Origin of the sequence: Colwellia sp. MB3u-41, from assembly GCF_014076845.1 — a bacterium.
In the GTDB taxonomy this organism is placed as follows: domain Bacteria; phylum Pseudomonadota; class Gammaproteobacteria; order Enterobacterales; family Alteromonadaceae; genus Colwellia_A.
The window spans coordinates 44,788-60,839 of the sequence record NZ_JACGUT010000058.1 but is presented as its reverse complement, the minus strand read 5'-3'; the positions used below and the strand labels follow the sequence as shown (position 1 = coordinate 60,839).

The 16,052-nt window shown below is 37.3% G+C and carries 16 protein-coding genes; 10 read left to right on the top strand and 6 right to left on the bottom strand.

Translation table 11 applies throughout. The annotated features are described in order from the left end of the window. Window positions 1-2,091 (bottom strand): formate dehydrogenase subunit alpha, encoded by a 2,091-nt coding sequence (gene fdhF / locus H4J73_RS05885; RefSeq protein ID WP_182223768.1) that lies wholly within the window; start codon window positions 2,089-2,091, stop codon window positions 1-3. Window positions 2,092-2,265: 174 nt separating this feature from the next. On the opposite strand from fdhF, the gene H4J73_RS05880 reads away from it, so the two are divergent. Next, window positions 2,266-3,099, top strand: a complete 834-nt coding sequence (locus H4J73_RS05880; RefSeq protein WP_182181299.1) for a formate/nitrite transporter family protein — start codon at window positions 2,266-2,268, stop codon at window positions 3,097-3,099. 349 nt (window positions 3,100-3,448) lie between these two features. After that, entirely contained in the window at window positions 3,449-3,796 is a 348-nt protein-coding gene (locus H4J73_RS05875; protein WP_182223767.1) for a hypothetical protein, read from the top strand. A gap of 93 nt (window positions 3,797-3,889) precedes the next feature. Here the strand turns inward: H4J73_RS05875 and H4J73_RS05870 are convergent, their stop codons facing one another. Further along, entirely contained in the window at window positions 3,890-4,225 is a 336-nt protein-coding gene (locus H4J73_RS05870; RefSeq protein WP_182181297.1) for a DUF5335 family protein, read from the bottom strand. A gap of 450 nt (window positions 4,226-4,675) precedes the next feature. Further along, window positions 4,676-5,227 carry a helix-hairpin-helix domain-containing protein gene (locus H4J73_RS20200; RefSeq protein WP_259366738.1) on the bottom strand — a complete coding sequence of 184 codons (552 nt, stop codon included), beginning with the start codon at window positions 5,225-5,227 and terminating at the stop codon, window positions 4,676-4,678. Between the two features lie 140 nt (window positions 5,228-5,367). Here H4J73_RS20200 and H4J73_RS05860 point away from each other — a divergent pair, with 140 nt between their 5' ends. The 5 genes from H4J73_RS05860 (at window position 5,368) to H4J73_RS05840 (ending at window position 11,599) form a co-directional block, all read left to right on the top strand. Beyond that, entirely contained in the window at window positions 5,368-6,042 is a 675-nt protein-coding gene (locus tag H4J73_RS05860) for an HPP family protein (RefSeq protein WP_182181296.1), read from the top strand. A gap of 62 nt (window positions 6,043-6,104) precedes the next feature. Next, window positions 6,105-7,346 carry a glutaredoxin domain-containing protein gene (locus H4J73_RS05855; RefSeq protein WP_182223766.1) on the top strand — a complete coding sequence of 414 codons (1,242 nt, stop codon included), beginning with the start codon at window positions 6,105-6,107 and terminating at the stop codon, window positions 7,344-7,346. A gap of 206 nt (window positions 7,347-7,552) precedes the next feature. Then, on the top strand, window positions 7,553-8,008 hold the full coding sequence (locus H4J73_RS05850; protein ID WP_182181294.1) for a cytochrome C: 456 nt from the start codon (window positions 7,553-7,555) through the stop codon (window positions 8,006-8,008). Window positions 8,009-8,051: 43 nt separating this feature from the next. Then, window positions 8,052-8,489, top strand: a complete 438-nt coding sequence (locus H4J73_RS05845; RefSeq protein WP_182181293.1) for a universal stress protein — start codon at window positions 8,052-8,054, stop codon at window positions 8,487-8,489. Window positions 8,490-8,884: 395 nt separating this feature from the next. Further along, window positions 8,885-11,599 (top strand): HAD-IC family P-type ATPase, encoded by a 2,715-nt coding sequence (locus H4J73_RS05840; RefSeq protein WP_182223765.1) that lies wholly within the window; start codon window positions 8,885-8,887, stop codon window positions 11,597-11,599. A 61-nt stretch (window positions 11,600-11,660) separates the two neighbouring features. On the opposite strand, the gene H4J73_RS05835 is transcribed toward H4J73_RS05840, so the two are convergent. The 3 genes from H4J73_RS05835 to H4J73_RS05825 form a co-directional block, all read right to left on the bottom strand. Continuing rightward, window positions 11,661-12,233, bottom strand: coding sequence for a DUF6363 domain-containing protein (locus H4J73_RS05835; RefSeq protein ID WP_182181291.1), 573 nt, complete (start codon window positions 12,231-12,233; stop codon window positions 11,661-11,663). Between the two features lie 54 nt (window positions 12,234-12,287). Next, the gene (locus tag H4J73_RS05830) at window positions 12,288-12,542 is read right to left on the bottom strand and encodes a hypothetical protein (protein WP_182181290.1); all 255 of its coding nucleotides are present in this window, start codon (window positions 12,540-12,542) and stop codon (window positions 12,288-12,290) included. A 239-nt stretch (window positions 12,543-12,781) separates the two neighbouring features. Then, entirely contained in the window at window positions 12,782-13,102 is a 321-nt protein-coding gene (locus H4J73_RS05825; protein ID WP_182181289.1) for a hypothetical protein, read from the bottom strand. Between the two features lie 180 nt (window positions 13,103-13,282). Between H4J73_RS05825 and H4J73_RS05820 the strand changes: the two genes are divergently transcribed. The 3 genes from H4J73_RS05820 (at window position 13,283) to H4J73_RS05810 (ending at window position 16,015) form a co-directional block, all read left to right on the top strand. After that, complete coding sequence (locus H4J73_RS05820; protein WP_182181288.1) at window positions 13,283-13,486, top strand: hypothetical protein; 204 nt, start codon at window positions 13,283-13,285, stop codon at window positions 13,484-13,486. 262 nt (window positions 13,487-13,748) lie between these two features. Further along, on the top strand, window positions 13,749-14,486 hold the full coding sequence (locus H4J73_RS05815) for a helix-turn-helix domain-containing protein (RefSeq protein ID WP_182181287.1): 738 nt from the start codon (window positions 13,749-13,751) through the stop codon (window positions 14,484-14,486). 272 nt (window positions 14,487-14,758) lie between these two features. Continuing rightward, on the top strand, window positions 14,759-16,015 hold the full coding sequence (locus H4J73_RS05810; RefSeq protein WP_182181286.1) for a diguanylate cyclase: 1,257 nt from the start codon (window positions 14,759-14,761) through the stop codon (window positions 16,013-16,015). The last annotated feature ends 37 nt before the right edge of the window (window positions 16,016-16,052 follow it).

The window sequence follows — 16,052 nt, the reverse complement described above, 5'->3', positions numbered from 1 at the left end:
TTATTGCTCGCCTTGTAGTTGTTGTATTGTTTTAGGGGGTTGTCCTTTGGCTAATGGGGTTACCGCAACGGCACAAGCTTTAAGCTCAGGCATTTTGGTGACAGGGTCTTGTGCAGTATTCGTCAGCTGATTAGAGGGTGCTTCTTTAAAATGATAAGGCATAGCAACTAAACCAACAGGTACATCGTCACTGAGCATAGCGCGAGTTTCAACATAGCCGCGACGAGACTTAATACTCACTGGCGCTTGATGGGTAATATCGAGTGCCTGAGCATCAATAGGATTAATAAAGAGAAGGCCAGGCGGTGTTTCTCTTTCTAATAAAGGAGATTTACGCGTCATTGAGCCACAACCATAGTGAAAATGTAAACGGTTAGTGGTTAATAATAGTGGAAAGAGGTCATCGATTGGCTCATCGATATCAACGTGATTAACGCAAATAAATCGTGCTCTACCAATAGGAAAACTTTGTTGATGTAAAATAGACGTGCCCTCTGGAGCATCAAAGGTGCATGGCCATTGTAAGCCTGAGTTATCACTAATTTTTTGGTAAGTCATCGCTTGATAATCAGGAGTTAACGAGGCCATCTCATTAAATACTTCTTCGCTGTTTTGCCAGTTTAGTAACTGACTACCCATTTGCTTGGCGAGCGCTTGTAACCATTGCCAATCACCTTTAGCTTCACCCCGTGGTGCTAAGGCTTGATTTACTTTTTGTACGCGTCGCTCGCAATTGGTAAAGGTACCGTCTTTTTCGGCAAAAGAAGCTGCAGGTAAAATAATATCGGCCAATTTTGCCGTTTCTGTCATGGTGAGTTCGGCGACCACCAATAAATCAAGATTCTTTAAAGACGATTTTACATGATTTTGATCGGGATCGGTTACCACAGGATCCTCCCCAAAAAGTAGTAAGGCGTGAAAATCGCCTGATTGAGCCGCTTTAGTCATGCCAAGCGACGTTAACCCCGGCTGCTGAGCGATTTTTGCTCCCCATGCATTGCTAAATTTTTCTTGGCTTTCTAATTCAGCTACCCCTTGATAACCGGGGAAAACATTTGGTAAACAGCCCATGTCACATGCTCCTTGCACGTTGTTTTGTCCTCGCAGTGGGTTAACGCCAGTACCTACTTTACCTATATGACCACAGCTTAATGCTAAATTAGCCAGCGAGATAACATTGTTAGTGCCGCTTACATATTGGGTTATGCCCATGCCGTAGAAAATCATCGCGCGTTTTGCTTGGCTATAAGCTCTTGCTGTGGTGCGAATTAACTCAGCGCTAACGCCTGTAATACTCTCAACTGATTCTGGGGTTATATCTTTTACATGCAGTGCTAGTTGCTCAAACCCCTGAGTACGTGACGAAATAAAGTTTTTATCGAACCATTGCTCTTTTATGATGACATGCAATAACGCGTTGATTAACGCAATATTACTGCCGAGTTTTAGTTGTAAATGCATGGAGGTTAGCTTGGCAAGGCGAGTTACTCTGGGATCAACAACAATCAGTTCAGTACCTTGAGCGTGCGCTTGCATGATATGCCCACCCAAAATGCTATGGTTTTCGGTAGGATCAGCGCCAAAAACTAATATTAAATCAGTGTCAAAAATGTCTTTGGCGCTATTGGTCATAGCACCAGAGCCTAAAGATTGTTTTAGACCTGCAACCGTTGGGCTGTGACAAATTCTGGCGCAATGGTCAATATTATTGGTTTTTAATACCGCACGGGCAAATTTTTGCGCGGCATAATTATCCTCATTACTGGCTCTAGCGCTACTAATAATCCCTACAGTTTGACTACCTGACTCATCAATTATCGAGGTTAACTCACAAGCTATGGTGGTTAATGCTTCTTGCCAGCTAATCGGATAAAATTTTTTGTTGATACGCTTTAATGGTTGAGTTATCCGTTCATTGGTATTAATAGCGTAAGGAGTGCTCCAACCTTTTTCACAGAGTTTCCCCTGACTTATAGGATGGTTTTGTTGTGGCTCTACACTCAGTAGTTGACCTTGCTCATTTATTTTTAAACACATGCCACAACCAACGCCGCAAAAAGGGCAGATTGTTTTAACGAGATCGGCACACATAACAACACCTTCTTATAATCCATTTATTTCACCAGTGTAGCAGTAAGTATTGGACGTTTTTTAGACTAACTATTACTTGCCTGATTTAAATCAGGCGATGCTTACTTTAGTTAGGTTGCTCACCTTTATAAAGCTAAAGTAAAATCATCAAGGTATGTTATTAAGGAAATAACTATGTCTGAAATATTCGGCTCTGATGCATTTTCACCTAAAGAAATTGCTCAACGGGTAAATGATGTCGGTGTTGTAAAAGTGCATTTACCTTTTCTATCTTTGTTCATGTTAGGTGTACTTGCAGGTGCATTTATAGGTTTGGGAGCGCTTTATTTTGTCTTAATTAAATCTGATGCTTCCCTTGGCTTCGCTACTAGCCAAGTGGTTGGCGGTTTGGCATTTTCTTTAGGGCTAATCTTGGTGATTGTTGCTGGCGCAGAATTATTTACGGGTAATAATTTGTTAGTCATGGCGTGGGCAGGGGGGAAAATAACGAGTGTAGAGCTCCTGAGAAACTGGATTATAGTTTGCTTTGCTAACTTTGTTGGTGCTGCAGGCTTGGCGGTATTAGTGTTTCTTTCGGGTCATACCGAAATGAATAATGGCGCAATTGCTGATCAGTATATAAAGATAGCGATGGTAAAAACCGCGATGCCATTTTGGAGTGCTTTTTTTAAAGGAGTGTTATGTAATGTATTGGTGTGCATGGCAGTATGGATGGCTTTTGCAGGACGTACTGTTATCGATAAAGCGATAGCCATTGTTTTTCCTATTTCTGCTTTTGTTGCGGCAGGTTTTGAACACTGTATTGCTAATATGTATATTATTCCGTTAGCCATGTTAGAAAAAGTTTTTAATACCACAAGCTTAGCGGCAGAAACGGTTACTTGGGCTGGTTTTTTTAATAACTTATTACCGGTTATATTGGGAAACTTAGTGGGTGGCAGTCTGTTAGTGGGCATTGTTTACCACATTATTTATCGTAGAAACAATACGCCACCAAACGAAAAATAAGTTTTTTGGCCTACACCACATTAAAAAATTTAGGGATGATAAAAGGCTTCTATTTACCCAAAGAACTTAACATAGCAACAGGCCTTTGAGTAACATGGCTGAATGTTTCATCTGAAACCAGCTCAGCCCGCTTGCTGTTGATTTTTACTCGTCAGTTTAGATATTATTTTACTTATGTATTAGCTATTTTGATATGAACTGTGCACTTACTGACATTAATCAGTTCATGATCAAAAGTGTTTTGGTAAGTTTTGCGTGTGTCTCATCAATTGTTGATGTTACTTCATTTTAATCGGTTAAAAAATAAGACGTTTATTTATTTTAATTTTAACAAAGCTATGGAGCACTTATGAAATTTCGTATATTGAGAAACTTACCCTCTAACTTGGTTAAAGAAAGAGTACCCACTAAATATAAAGATCTTGCTGTTACCTGCGAATCGCAACTGCTAGATACCTGTTCTTTGATTATCTTCCCGCATGACAAACGAAATGTAGTGAAAAGTGGCCTGGTAGAAAAATCATTAAAGAGTCTTGGGGAATCGTCTGATCCTCAATTGGTTGTTGTAGGAAGTTGTTTTTCTGTTGAAGCGACAAACTTGCTTAATAGAAAAAAGGCGGTTTTCATCTCTTTGTTTGAGGATCATAGAAGAGACTCCTATCAAAATAAGCTTCATTTAGAACATGTGCGATATTAGTATACTATGTTGATCAACACACAAAGTTGATCAATATATAAAATTTGCTTTGCGTAAGGTGAAAGTAAATAAATCAACCTAATTATTGATGTATTACGGGCGCGGGACTAAAAACGGGTCTTTAAATTTAACAACATTCTTTTTAACATGATCATCAAGAATTTCGATTGCATTCATAACACCTTGGTCTTGTTGAAAAGAAATAGTTAATGGTGACTTTATCAAGTGAACCAGGTGGTCACACACAATTTTAACTGTATCTTTTTTATTGTCATAAATCAGCTCTATTAAGGTCATGTCTCGGGCTTTAAATAGATCTCCGATACTTTCTCCTATTATTTCCACGTGAATTGTTTTGTTCTCTAATTCTATTGAAAGCTGATTTAGCAAATATTGCCAATTGAAAGGTTCTATCTCATATTTTGTCATTTACTTATTTCCTTAATGATAGTTTGCCGGTATTAAACTAAATGATGTAATTGATCACTTGAGCAAGATCAGTCGAACGTTTATTTTTTGGATAAAGTGCCAAAAATATTAATGGTTTTGTTTATACAGCCTGCTTTGATGTTTCGTAAAATATTCGACATTCATACTCTCTACCCCTGACTACGCGTTTCCCTATGTTATTACCATGGGTCTTAGTTACAACGGTATGATGGCCTTATTGATGGTGATTATCATAGAAAAAAAATAACCACCCAATCAAAAACTTTGTCTAATTTATGCGCACGTTCGGTATTTGAATAAATAGCAGTAAAATGCCACTTTTCCTGTGTTACATGCAAAATAGGCAGCCATGCTTTATTTTCTAAATTAAATCGTTTAGGCGCAATAAGAGGTCATTTTTTTGCTTGAGCTTTAGTGCGGTATTGGGCATCAATTTTTAGTAACAGAGAAACACTCGGGCCAATTTTTTTTTTCATCGAATCTACTGGTATAGCCGCTGAGATTTTTATTTCGCTCATTAAAAATATTAGAAAGCCAGTCAGTTATTGCTTGTTGGCGTTTTTTTCCTAAATCTTCAACCTGGTTTAGTTGGCCTGTGTGAACGGCACTTTCCAGTTCTTCTAGTGTATTAACATGAAGTTTGTCATGAATTCTTTGAGCCAATTCTCTGCCAACTGTTGGGATCACCTGATATAAAGAGACAGGATCTGATGATCCTTGCAAGTTTTCTAGTTTTGACATTCGACCCGTGCTTATATGCTCGTAAATCAAATGAGCGATACCGGTACCGATAGTGGGAAGATGAATAAGTCCTTGGATACCTTGTTCTTCGAATAATACTCTAAGGTCTCGTGGTAAATTTTCTATTGTTTGAGCGGCATGCAAATAGGCTTGACAGCGAAAATAATTAGCGTCTTGTTCTTTGAGCAACGCCGCTATCTTACGAAGGTTTTGAGCAACTTTTTTATTAAAGGCTGTCATCAAAATCTCTCCATATTAATATAAATGACATTTACTATATAAGAAAATAATAACCGTGCACTGATTTAGATCAGTGTAAATTAGCGAAGATCACAACATCATCAACGCTCACTATTTGAAATACTCATCGAAGCGTGATTATGACTTATTGGATTTATAGCATGGGGTTACCGGTTCCTGTCAGAGATGACCGTTTAAGGATCAAAAAAGAAGTAGAACCATTATCAGCGTTTGCTAGAATGAAAAAACTTTCGGATGAGAAAAAGAATATTTATCAAGAATTAACGGATAATTCTGCTCCGTCCGATAAACATGTAAACGTTATTAATTTAACGTATCAAGACAATACCAAGGACAAGCGCAGATTAGTCCTTTTTGCTGAAGAAATAATGTCGCACCCAGTGGCGTCTTTATCAGAAAAAACGCTTTATGATGAGGCATGGAATAAGTTTCAGTTGCATAAATTTCATCATTTTCCGATATTAAGTGAATATAAATGGTTGATTGGCATTGTTTCCGACCGTGATATGTTAGCTCACGCTGTTCTTCATAAAACAGGAAATCAAGCCAAAAACCCAATTAAAGCGTTGATGAATAACTGGATTGTTACCGCTTCACCAAAAACGAATATTCGAGAAATTTGCCAAGTCATGCTTAGTCAATATTTAGGTGCAATGCCGATAACAAACGATTTAGGCGATTTGCTGGGGATCATAACGCGCAGTGACATTTTGAAAACGATAGTAAAAACGAACCCATTGAGTTTTGGGTTTAGTCCTTTAACGTTGGTAAATTTCACTTGTTTATCATTATAAAAAGGAATGAACAACCTATTTGACTGGGGTGTTATCAATGATATCTATAAGGTTTATTAACGTTGAAAAAAGCACGTAATGTCCAATTTTTTAAGAAAGATACTAGCTCGCTAGATACGAGAAAAACTGGCTATTCAACTCTATTATTAGTGTTTTTATTTATTAAATGTTACTTATTATTTGCCTTTTTATTTTTTACTATACCCACAGCCTATGCGATAGAAAATCAAACAAATGTTGTTGAAAAGCCTTTTCTTGAAGTGTTCGTTCGCGAGGGCTGCCCGCATTGTGCAGAGGCAAAAAAATTCTTACCTATTTTAGTAAACCATTATCCGCATTTACGTATAGTGATCCATTCAATTGACAATAATAGCGTTGCAAGGGAAGCGCTTATCTCACGTTCAAAAAAAGCGGGCGTATGGCCACCTGGCGTGCCAACATTTATTTTTGGCGATAAAATTCATGTTGGTTTTCATAGCGCTGAAGATACGGGTCCAGAATTAGTGGCACTCTTGAGTCGGGAAGGATCATCACAAATAAAAACAGTCATACAGCAACCACAACAGAGTATTGATTCTCAAGTGCTAGGGAATATAAGTGTTGATCGTTTTGGCTTACCCGTATTTACCTTCGTTATTGGCTTGCTTGATGGTTTTAATCCCTGCGCTATGTGGGTTTTACTATTTTTACTCTCGCTCTTAGTTCATTTACGCGACCGAAAGAAAATGGCCATTATCGCGGGTACTTTTGTGGTCGTTAGTGGTCTGGTTTACTATGCGTTTATAGCGGCTTGGCTAAACCTTTTTATGTATATTGGTCTATCAACAACAGTGGTGAGAATGTTGGGAGGGCTGGCGTTATTGATGGCTAGTTTAAATATCAGAGATTTTTTCAGTCAAAGAATAAAATTTTCACTCTCTATTCCCCAAACCGCAAAGCCGGGCCTATATTCGCAAATGAGAAAAATCATCAATGCTCATGCTTTATGGCTTTCGTTATTGGGAGTCATTGTTTTAGCGATTGTTGTCAATTTCATTGAATTATTGTGTACGGCAGGATTTCCGGCGTTGTATACGGCAATTTTGACTCAACAAGAGTTATCGATGCCGATGTATTACGGCTATATTGGTCTCTATATTTTGGGTTATATATTGGACGATACCCTAGCTGTTTCCATTGCGGTTATTGCGTTAAGTAGCCAAAAACTATCTATTGAGGCAGGCCAACGCTTAAAATTAATAAGTGGTAGCGTCATGTTCATCTTAGGACTTGTTATGTTGTTTCGTCCATCGTGGTTGAGTTGACCTTTATTTCCAAATACAACGTGTTCATTCGATAAAAGAACTTTATATTAAAAACTGATCTATATCAGTGTCACTCAAGTTTTTTGGCGTAGTCTACAACGAATGCTTTGTATTCCATTATTTCATGTTAAACGTAATGAGGTTAGTGTTCAGCCGCTATATGGACGGTAAATTCATCTAGCCCAAGCAATTATAATGAGGTATTTATGAAAACGTTAATTATCGGCATTTTTGTTTTATTTATTTTCACCATAGTCAGTTGTGATAATGGCCCTGATTCTCCTAGAGGATTTAGTTTACCGCAAGGAGACGTTGCCAAAGGTAAAGCGGTATTGTTGAAATATGAATGTTTGTCATGCCATGTTTTAGAAGGCGTGCAGCAACCTGATATTAAGAATACCGACAATATATCAGTTAAAATTGGAAGAAAAACGACTAAGGTAAAAACTTATGCGGAGCTTGTGACGGCTATTATTAACCCTTCTCATCGTTTTTCTAGGGGATATGCGTTTACGTTAATTCAAAAGGATGGTCAGTCCTTAATGAAAAATTTCAATGACGTCATGACGGTTGCAGAGTTGGTTGACTTAGTCGTTTTTTTACAACCTCATTATGAATTAGTACCTTACTCTTCGACTAGGTATGAATATTACGGTTATTAAACTTAAATTTTCAGATAACATCAATAATATGACAGGTAAAAAAATGACTAAACATCTATACATAGTAGGGATCGATGGCAGTGAATACTCTGAAAGAGCAGTGGAACGTGCAATTAATCTTGCTGATAAATCGGGTGACCGTGTCAAATTAATTTATGTTCTAAATTGGATAGGGCTACAGCCAATGATGTATGAAGGCATTGGGCCACCGATGATAACGAGAGAGGAAGAAGAAGCTCGAATTGAAGAGAACATCATTAAACCTTTGTTAAAAAAATATAACCACCTAAACGTTCAACTTGATAGTGAGCTTTCTTGGGGTGAACCCGCCGAAATATTGATCAACAAAGTTAAGCATGAGCATGCCAATATGTTATTTGTGGGACGAAGAGGTCGCTCACCCTTTATCGATGCTTTATTGGGCAGTGTTGCAAATAAACTTGCCCATCGTGTTGGTATACCCATTGTACTTGTTCCATGATACCTATTTACAAGGCATTGAGTCAGAAAGCGACAGACATATATATTGCTTTAGCTCCCGGGTAAACGCTAGCCAAAAGTTAGCATAAAGCGATATTACCGCTCGAACCAGAAACTTACCAGCGTATTGCCTGACAAAACTCAAGGCATGAATTTACGGTTGTGCTAACTTATAACATGAATGTTATTGCTATTTTCAGAGCCGTTATAGATGCCTATTCATCATTCATAACGCGTGTATTAACTCTCTGATTTAGTCATGTAGATGAATCGCTAGCGATGAGAGACTGCACGTTTAGCCATGACAAACATTGATGTTATCTATCCCAGCACCCTCATCTATAACACAAACTAAAAATCAATTTCACTTCAATTTTGCCTAGGGTTTTATTAATCATGCAACAAAAAACGGTTAAGGAGCTATTAGTGAATGCCCACAATATTCCTTTAGATGAGCTACTAGAAAAGCTTAGCGCCCGAGAGAACGGTTTAACTAGTGGTGATGTTAATCAACGTCGTGCGCAATTCGGCGCTAATATTTTGGTGGTAAAAAAATCAAAATCTGAAATGATTAAGTTTCTATTACAGTTTAAAAATTATTTTGCAGTGCTATTACTTATTGGTAGTTTACTTGCTTTTCTAGCTGAAAATATTGACCCCGCTCAAGGGAATATTTACATTGCTTATGCCCTGCTAAGCGTAGTTTTTCTCAATGCCACTTTTACTTATCTTCAAGAACGCCACAATGAACATATTATGGAAAGCTTCCAAGATATGTTGCCTCAAATGGTTAATGTCTTACGCGACAATAAAACGGTGAATATCAAAGCCGTTGATGTTGTTGTTGGAGATATTTTGTTGTTGGATGAAGGCGATAGAGTGTGTGCTGATGCACGTTTACTTGAACATAGTCAACTTAAGGTTGATATGAGTAGCTTAACTGGTGAGAGTGAACCACAACTGCGAGACCTTCAACCGTCTGATCAAAGCCTGCTTAAAAGTCGTAATATGGTGTTATCAGGAACACTCGTTCAAAGTGGTAATGGTAAAGCCGTTATTTGTGCAACGGGGATGAATACTCAATTTGGACAAGTGATTAAGCTAACCAAGGAAACAGAGCAAACTGAAACACCCATCCGTAAAGAACTGCGTCATTTTATTCGTATTATAGGATTGATCGCCATTGTACTGGGGATAAGTTTCTTTTTAATCAGCGTTGCTATGGGCAAAGGGCAAATTACCAGTTTAATTTTTGCTATCGGTATTATTGTCGCCAATGTGCCTGAAGGCTTGTTACCCACCGTAACATTATCACTGAGTATGGCGAGTCAACGCATGGCGAAGAAAAATGCGTTAATTAAAAGCCTTGAGAGTGTCGAAACGCTAGGCAGCACTACCGTAATTTGTACTGATAAAACGGGTACCCTTACTCAAAATAAGATCAGTGTTAGTAGTGTTGTACTTAATAATCAGATATTTTCATCACAAGATCGGAACATCTTAACGCAAGCTGGATATCATCAACTCTTTGAAATAATGACCCTGTGTAATAACGCCCACATGGTTAACATTGGTTACAGTGGCGACCCCACAGAAGTGGCCTTATTAAGTTATATTGAAGGCTTGTTTGGTAGAGAAACAGACCGAAGAGATAACAGGATTAGTGAGCTACCTTTTGACAGTGTGACTAAGCGAATGATCACCATCAATAAAATTGATCAGCAATCAAATTACCATGTACTTTTAAAAGGCGCGCCGGAAACCGTTTTAGCAAAATGCAGTTTATATTTTGACAGTGGCGAGTCTAAGCCACTGACCGATAGTTCACGCCTTACCATTTTGAATAACTTTAAAAAGTTAGCGTTACGTGGAGAGCGGGTATTAGCATTCGCGTCTAAAACGATATCGACACCTGAGCTAAACAATGAGACTGAGTTTGTTTTTATTGGTCTTGTTGGCATGATAGACCCCGCTCGTCCTGAAGTCCCCGATGCAATAAAACGCTGTCACGATGCGGGTATAAAACTTATTATGATCACGGGCGATTATGGTATTACCGCTGATGCTATTGCCCGTGAAATTGGTTTAATTAAGGGGGAAGGTTGCATTATTATTGGCGATGCATTAAGCCAAATGTCTGCCAACGAACTATCAACATTACTGAGTAAACCAGAAATTATTTTTGCGCGCACCAGTCCCGAACAAAAGCTACAGATAGTCAATGCGCTACAACAACAAGGAGAAGTCGTTTGCGTCACGGGAGATGGCGTTAATGATGCTCCTGCCTTAAAAAATGCCGATATAGGTGTCGCCATGGGTATAACAGGAACAGATGTTGCCAAAGAAGCCAGTAATATGGTGTTAATGGATGATAATTTTGCAACCATTGTCAGTGCGGTAGAAGAAGGTAGGACTATTTTTGAAAATATTAAGAAGTTTATTGCTTACATTCTGACCAGTAATGTCCCCGAAATTCTGCCCTTTATTGCTTATGTGGTGCTGGACTTCCCACTTGCCTTAACAATTGTGCTTATTTTGGCGATTGATTTGGGCACCGATGTTATACCTGCACTCGGCTTAGGTACAGAGCGCTCAGAGAGTGATGTGATGAAGAGGCGACCACGCCCTAGAGCCGAAAGATTACTCAGTCGAAATATGTTGATTATGAGCTATGGCATTGTTGGAATGTTACAAGCATTTGCTGGGTTTTTTAGTTTCTTTGTGGTGTTGCTCAATGGTGGTTGGCAGTGGGGAGAAGCGTTAGCAAATAACGATATTTTATATCGCACCGCAGTTACTGCCTTTTTTGCCTCAATTATTATTTGCCAAATTGCAGATGTGATTATATGCAGGACACGTCGGCAAAGTTTGTTTACCGTTGGTTTTCTGAGTAATCGCCTGGTATTACTTGGTATTGCAAGCGAAGTAAGCTTGCTAGCACTGATTAGTTATCACCCTGTTGCTAATGAGTTTTTTGCGACACAACCATTGGAGGTATGGCAACTTTTATTAAGTGTCCCATTCGCTATATTGATCATATTGGGTGATGAACTTAGACGTTATTTTGTCCGTCGAGAAAACAGCTTTGTACTTAAGTGGTTAACTTGGTGAATAGTAGATTGTCCGTATCTTGCAGGCTTTTTACTAAAGAAAGCAGCCTTTAAACAGGGCGTTAATTATTAACAATAGCTAATAAGAGCATGTTAACGTCGTTTTGCGAATCCATAATAAATTTTTTGCCAAGTTCCTTACCTAGTAGATAATCATGTTCAAGTGTTTTTGTATTTGTGGTCGCCATGTTTGATTTTAGTGGTTGCTGTGGCGCAATTTGAAACGTTGTGACACCTAGCGGCGGCTTATCAATAAATGCGATACCCTCATTATAAGTGTCGGCTAAATTTAAAATGGATCGGTGAATGTTGGGGGAGTGTCGATAGAGGAAACAACCAAGCTTCTTTTCTAGGCTACCTTTAGTTTCGCGGTAGCTTCCTATTCTTGAACGAATGATGACAATATCGGTTGCTCCTTCTAAGTAAGCCTTTTTTACGGGCATAGGATCACCAATTCCACCATCGATTACACGTATACCAGCAAGATATACCGGATTACGATACAAAAGCGGAACACAACAGGAACCCGTTAAAACATTAGTCGCATTCGGATAAAAATAATCAGGCTGACCCGTTTCAGTATTAGTGCAGACCACGATGAATTTTTTATCATTATCTGCAAGCTTTTTCATCATATCTACGGTGTTTAATGGGTGCTTTTAAGGCATTTTGTTGTCAGCCAGTCTAAGTTAATGGCCACCACGTAAATAATTCCAGCTACTAATAAAAGCACCTGAAGTTGCACAATGCATGAGAACACAATAGTTCCTGAGGTATTGTCCTGCTAAATGAGAAGCCAAACTCATAGAACCTGCAGACACGCCTAAATATAAGGTAAAAGGGTCGAAATTATTTTCATTGAAGCTGTAGAGCACTCCTGCTGCAAATATGTTAAGCATGCCAACACCTTCAACGACTAAAGCAACTTTTTTTGTTACTAGCATGATAACTGACGTTGCTCATTTGTCGCTTTGAAAAGGTTAATTGGCTCATTGGGTTACCTGTAATATCTTTCATCCTTTAACCATTGAATTCTCTTTTAAAAGGGGTAATTGAATCGGGTTAAAAGGAAGGTTTAGCCTGAAATTCTACTTGTCCCCTTCATTTTGAAGTGGTTTTAGGGTAGAGCACTAGTGATTGATTTTTATAAAAAATAAATGATTTGAATGAATATGCGTATGTATCATCCTTGAATTACCTTATGTATTTTACCCAGCTTTAATTTTACTGTGTCTACCAATACTGTGTTTGTTTTTGATGCCAGGTATCTTTTTTTACTTAACGCTTTGTCTATATTGCACATTATTTGTGCCCTATGGCCCATTATTCCATAAAGTTTCATTGCTTTGGCTTGTTTATAATCGATGAATGCCTCCAACCTCATGTCAAGTAATTGGTTGGTGGTTTTGTTTTTTAGTGAAGTTTTAGCTATTGAACGCTGATAACCCACAATAAATAAAGTAATAATGATAAATAATAAAAACATAATTGATGTAAATGTCATTTTTGTACTCCAATCACAAACTACGTTAAAATCGATTTTAAAATGTCGCGTTTAATTCAAAGTAGCGACTCGATAAAATTATTTTTTTCATCATGAGTTGGTCTTTCAAAATTCAGTTGATTAATTATCATCACTGCACACTCAGTTTTTAGCACGTTCTTAATTTTAAGTTATTTGTGTATGAAGTTAACTGACATTAATCAGTTAATTATATTTGATGCTTTATTTTATTGTGGGGTATCGGCCATATACACGCAGGCTCAACTTACTAGAAGATTAATATATGGTTCAATACCAGAAAAACTCATGCTAACCATAGGTAAACTTACCCAAGATAAAAAGCCAATGTTGTCATATGACGAACGCAGTGAAGAATTAGGTTAAATGGTACAAAACATCACTGATTAATTGAACTTCACATATTGTGACATTTTATTTTTACCAACACTGACATTTATTCTCAGCGAATAACAAGCTTAGTTATTATCAGTTATGTATTAATAAAGCACACCCGCGTGTTGAAAAATAGTCAGGTATCAGGTTTTACCCTATAAGCATATTTGAAATTATAGTTTAGGCTTGCTTTGTACTTGTTGAAAATTGATTTAATGTTATTTTAAAAAGATGTTCAGCATGAATCTTTAAGGTGAATTTTTCTAATAACAAGAGGGAAATTATGATTAATAATATAGGCAATACTGAGGTATTAAAGGATATTTGTAGTACGTGCATTAGGCATCATGGCTGTGTAGCACATAAAATAAAAAACACACTGTCTAATTTTCCAACGCCAAAGCATCAATTATTTAGAGCGAGTGACTACATATTTCATGTTGGTGATAAATTAGAAAACTTATATATTGTTAAATCAGGTTCTATTAAAACATTTATAATCAATCAGGTAGGTGAAGAGCAAATTTTAAATTTTCATGGCCCGGGTGACCTTTTGGGCATTGATGCACTGCCTTTTCATAAAAATATATGTACGGCTTTTTCGTTAGAAACTTCCTCAGTCTGTTCTATACCCATTGTTAAATTAGAAGAGGCATTGAAGCAATTAATACCGCCTTGGTTGTTTGAATTTGCTATTGATAAATTTAAACAAGAGAACAGTAATACTTATATGTTGGGCAAAAAAAATGCAAATAATCGAGTTGCCACCTTTTTACTTAAAGCTTCTGAAAATCATAGGGTTCTTGGCTGTTCAAATACTGAATTTGATTTAAGCATGTCACGTGATGATATTGGCAATTATTTAGGTTTGGCTTCAGAAACTGTCAGTCGTACATTAACAAATATGAAAAAAGATGGCTGTGTAAAACTAGATAGACGACATATAACAATCGTTGATACGCAACACTTGCAGATGTTAGCGGGGAGTTAAAGATTAAAAGTAAGCGGTATAATTACTTTATCACATAAATACTAAAACAATGACTGACAAAAGTCAGGTGGATAAAGTCATCGTAGTGTTATGTTGATATGAGTATTAGATCAATTTTATTCAGTTAGTGTTGTACGTTATTTCATAGATAAAATGTAAAAAATTTTGTTTTTTGAAAATATTTAGTCAAAAGTATAATATTTCAATTATTTCAATTATTTCAATTTTTTCAATTTTTTCAATTTTTTGAATAAATTGAGGAGTAGTAATTTATGCAAGATAAACACGTTCAAGGTTTACCAAATGATAATTGGTTCAATGAATTTGATTTTAACAAAATGGATGAAGATAGCCTTTTTTATACACTTAAACAAAATGTCGTTAATTGTATCGAACAATCAACCTGTGGCCTTAAATTGTTGAGTGAGCTTAATGATATAGTAGAAAAATATCGCCATGTCGCATGCCAAGTCATCTTTCAAGAAATGGCTGATTTACTTTTAAATCGTGATGAAGCTATGACCTGTTGGCAAGAAGTCAAACTACATGCCTTATGGTTAAACGAGCAAGTTGGCCGTCCATTACCTTTGGTTGCCATTATCTGTGACTATTTATCTACGCATATGAGCCAATTAATCCGCAATCCAAAACTTACCAGCCATCAACACTTTGATAGTCTAGTCAATCACTCTACCATTGATAGTCTCACTGGCTTGTTTAATCGAAACTGCTTTAATGACATCCTCATACATTTGCTTGCGTTAACGCAAAGGGAAGATACTGAGTTGTCTTTGGTATTTTTCGATTTGGATGACTTTAAATTTATCAATGACACTTACGGACATCAAGTGGGCGATTTGGTCTTGCATAAGTTTGGAAAATTATTATCGAATTCAATACGACAAAGCGACATTGCACTGCGCTATGGCGGCGAAGAATTTGTTATTCTTATGCCAAACACTGGTTATAAAGATGCGTTGATACTGAGTAATCGGATTCGTTCGAAAGTTAAGGAAAAGGTCTTTCTAGAAAATGGTTCCAAACTTCACGTTTCTATCAGTGGAGGATTAGCCGTTTATCCCACACATGCAAAAACGTCTGACGAACTTATTTTTTCTGCGGATAGTGCTTTATATCGAGCTAAAGGTGCGGGTAAAAATAATATTAAAGTGTTTAAAAATGAAAATCGCCATTATTTACGGGTACCATTGGTGAAAAAAATAAAGGTGAAAGAAATAAACTTTGATGGCGCTACCATTCAAGAGGCAACGTCTCAGAATATTTCTTTTGGTGGCGTGTCATTTGAAACGTCACAACATTATTGTGTGAATAATTCGATTCAAATAGCGATTAAATTTAATGGCAGAAATCCTACCTTAATGTTTGGTACGGTGGTGAGGGTTGATAAAACATCTGATAAGAGTTTTACCATTGCTGTATCGTTTTCATTTGGCGATATAGAAAAAATGGCTAAAAGAAAAATTGCTAAAATAATAGCACAACACGAAGAGAGTAATCGTTCGAGATAACACCCATAGCACTGTAAATACCCCCTCCATAACGACA

Excerpts from the sequence above, each read along its gene's own strand:
- H4J73_RS05830 (WP_182181290.1), bottom strand. The coding sequence starts at position 12,542 with ATGCTAGTAACAAAAAAAGTTGCTTTAGTCGTTGAAGGTGTTGGCATG.
- H4J73_RS20200 (WP_259366738.1), bottom strand. The coding sequence starts at position 5,227 with ATGACAGCCTTTAATAAAAAAGTTGCTCAAAACCTTCGTAAGATAGCG.
- H4J73_RS05840 (WP_182223765.1), top strand. The coding sequence starts at position 8,885 with ATGCAACAAAAAACGGTTAAGGAGCTATTAGTGAATGCCCACAATATT.
- H4J73_RS05820 (WP_182181288.1), top strand. The coding sequence starts at position 13,283 with ATGAAGTTAACTGACATTAATCAGTTAATTATATTTGATGCTTTATTT.
- fdhF (WP_182223768.1), bottom strand. The coding sequence starts at position 2,091 with ATGTGTGCCGATCTCGTTAAAACAATCTGCCCTTTTTGCGGCGTTGGT.
- H4J73_RS05825 (WP_182181289.1), bottom strand. The coding sequence starts at position 13,102 with ATGACATTTACATCAATTATGTTTTTATTATTTATCATTATTACTTTA.
- H4J73_RS05875 (WP_182223767.1), top strand. The coding sequence starts at position 3,449 with ATGAAATTTCGTATATTGAGAAACTTACCCTCTAACTTGGTTAAAGAA.
- H4J73_RS05850 (WP_182181294.1), top strand. The coding sequence starts at position 7,553 with ATGAAAACGTTAATTATCGGCATTTTTGTTTTATTTATTTTCACCATA.
- H4J73_RS05880 (WP_182181299.1), top strand. The coding sequence starts at position 2,266 with ATGTCTGAAATATTCGGCTCTGATGCATTTTCACCTAAAGAAATTGCT.
- H4J73_RS05870 (WP_182181297.1), bottom strand. The coding sequence starts at position 4,225 with ATGACAAAATATGAGATAGAACCTTTCAATTGGCAATATTTGCTAAAT.
- H4J73_RS05810 (WP_182181286.1), top strand. The coding sequence starts at position 14,759 with ATGCAAGATAAACACGTTCAAGGTTTACCAAATGATAATTGGTTCAAT.
- H4J73_RS05845 (WP_182181293.1), top strand. The coding sequence starts at position 8,052 with ATGACTAAACATCTATACATAGTAGGGATCGATGGCAGTGAATACTCT.
- H4J73_RS05835 (WP_182181291.1), bottom strand. The coding sequence starts at position 12,233 with ATGATGAAAAAGCTTGCAGATAATGATAAAAAATTCATCGTGGTCTGC.
- H4J73_RS05860 (WP_182181296.1), top strand. The coding sequence starts at position 5,368 with ATGACTTATTGGATTTATAGCATGGGGTTACCGGTTCCTGTCAGAGAT.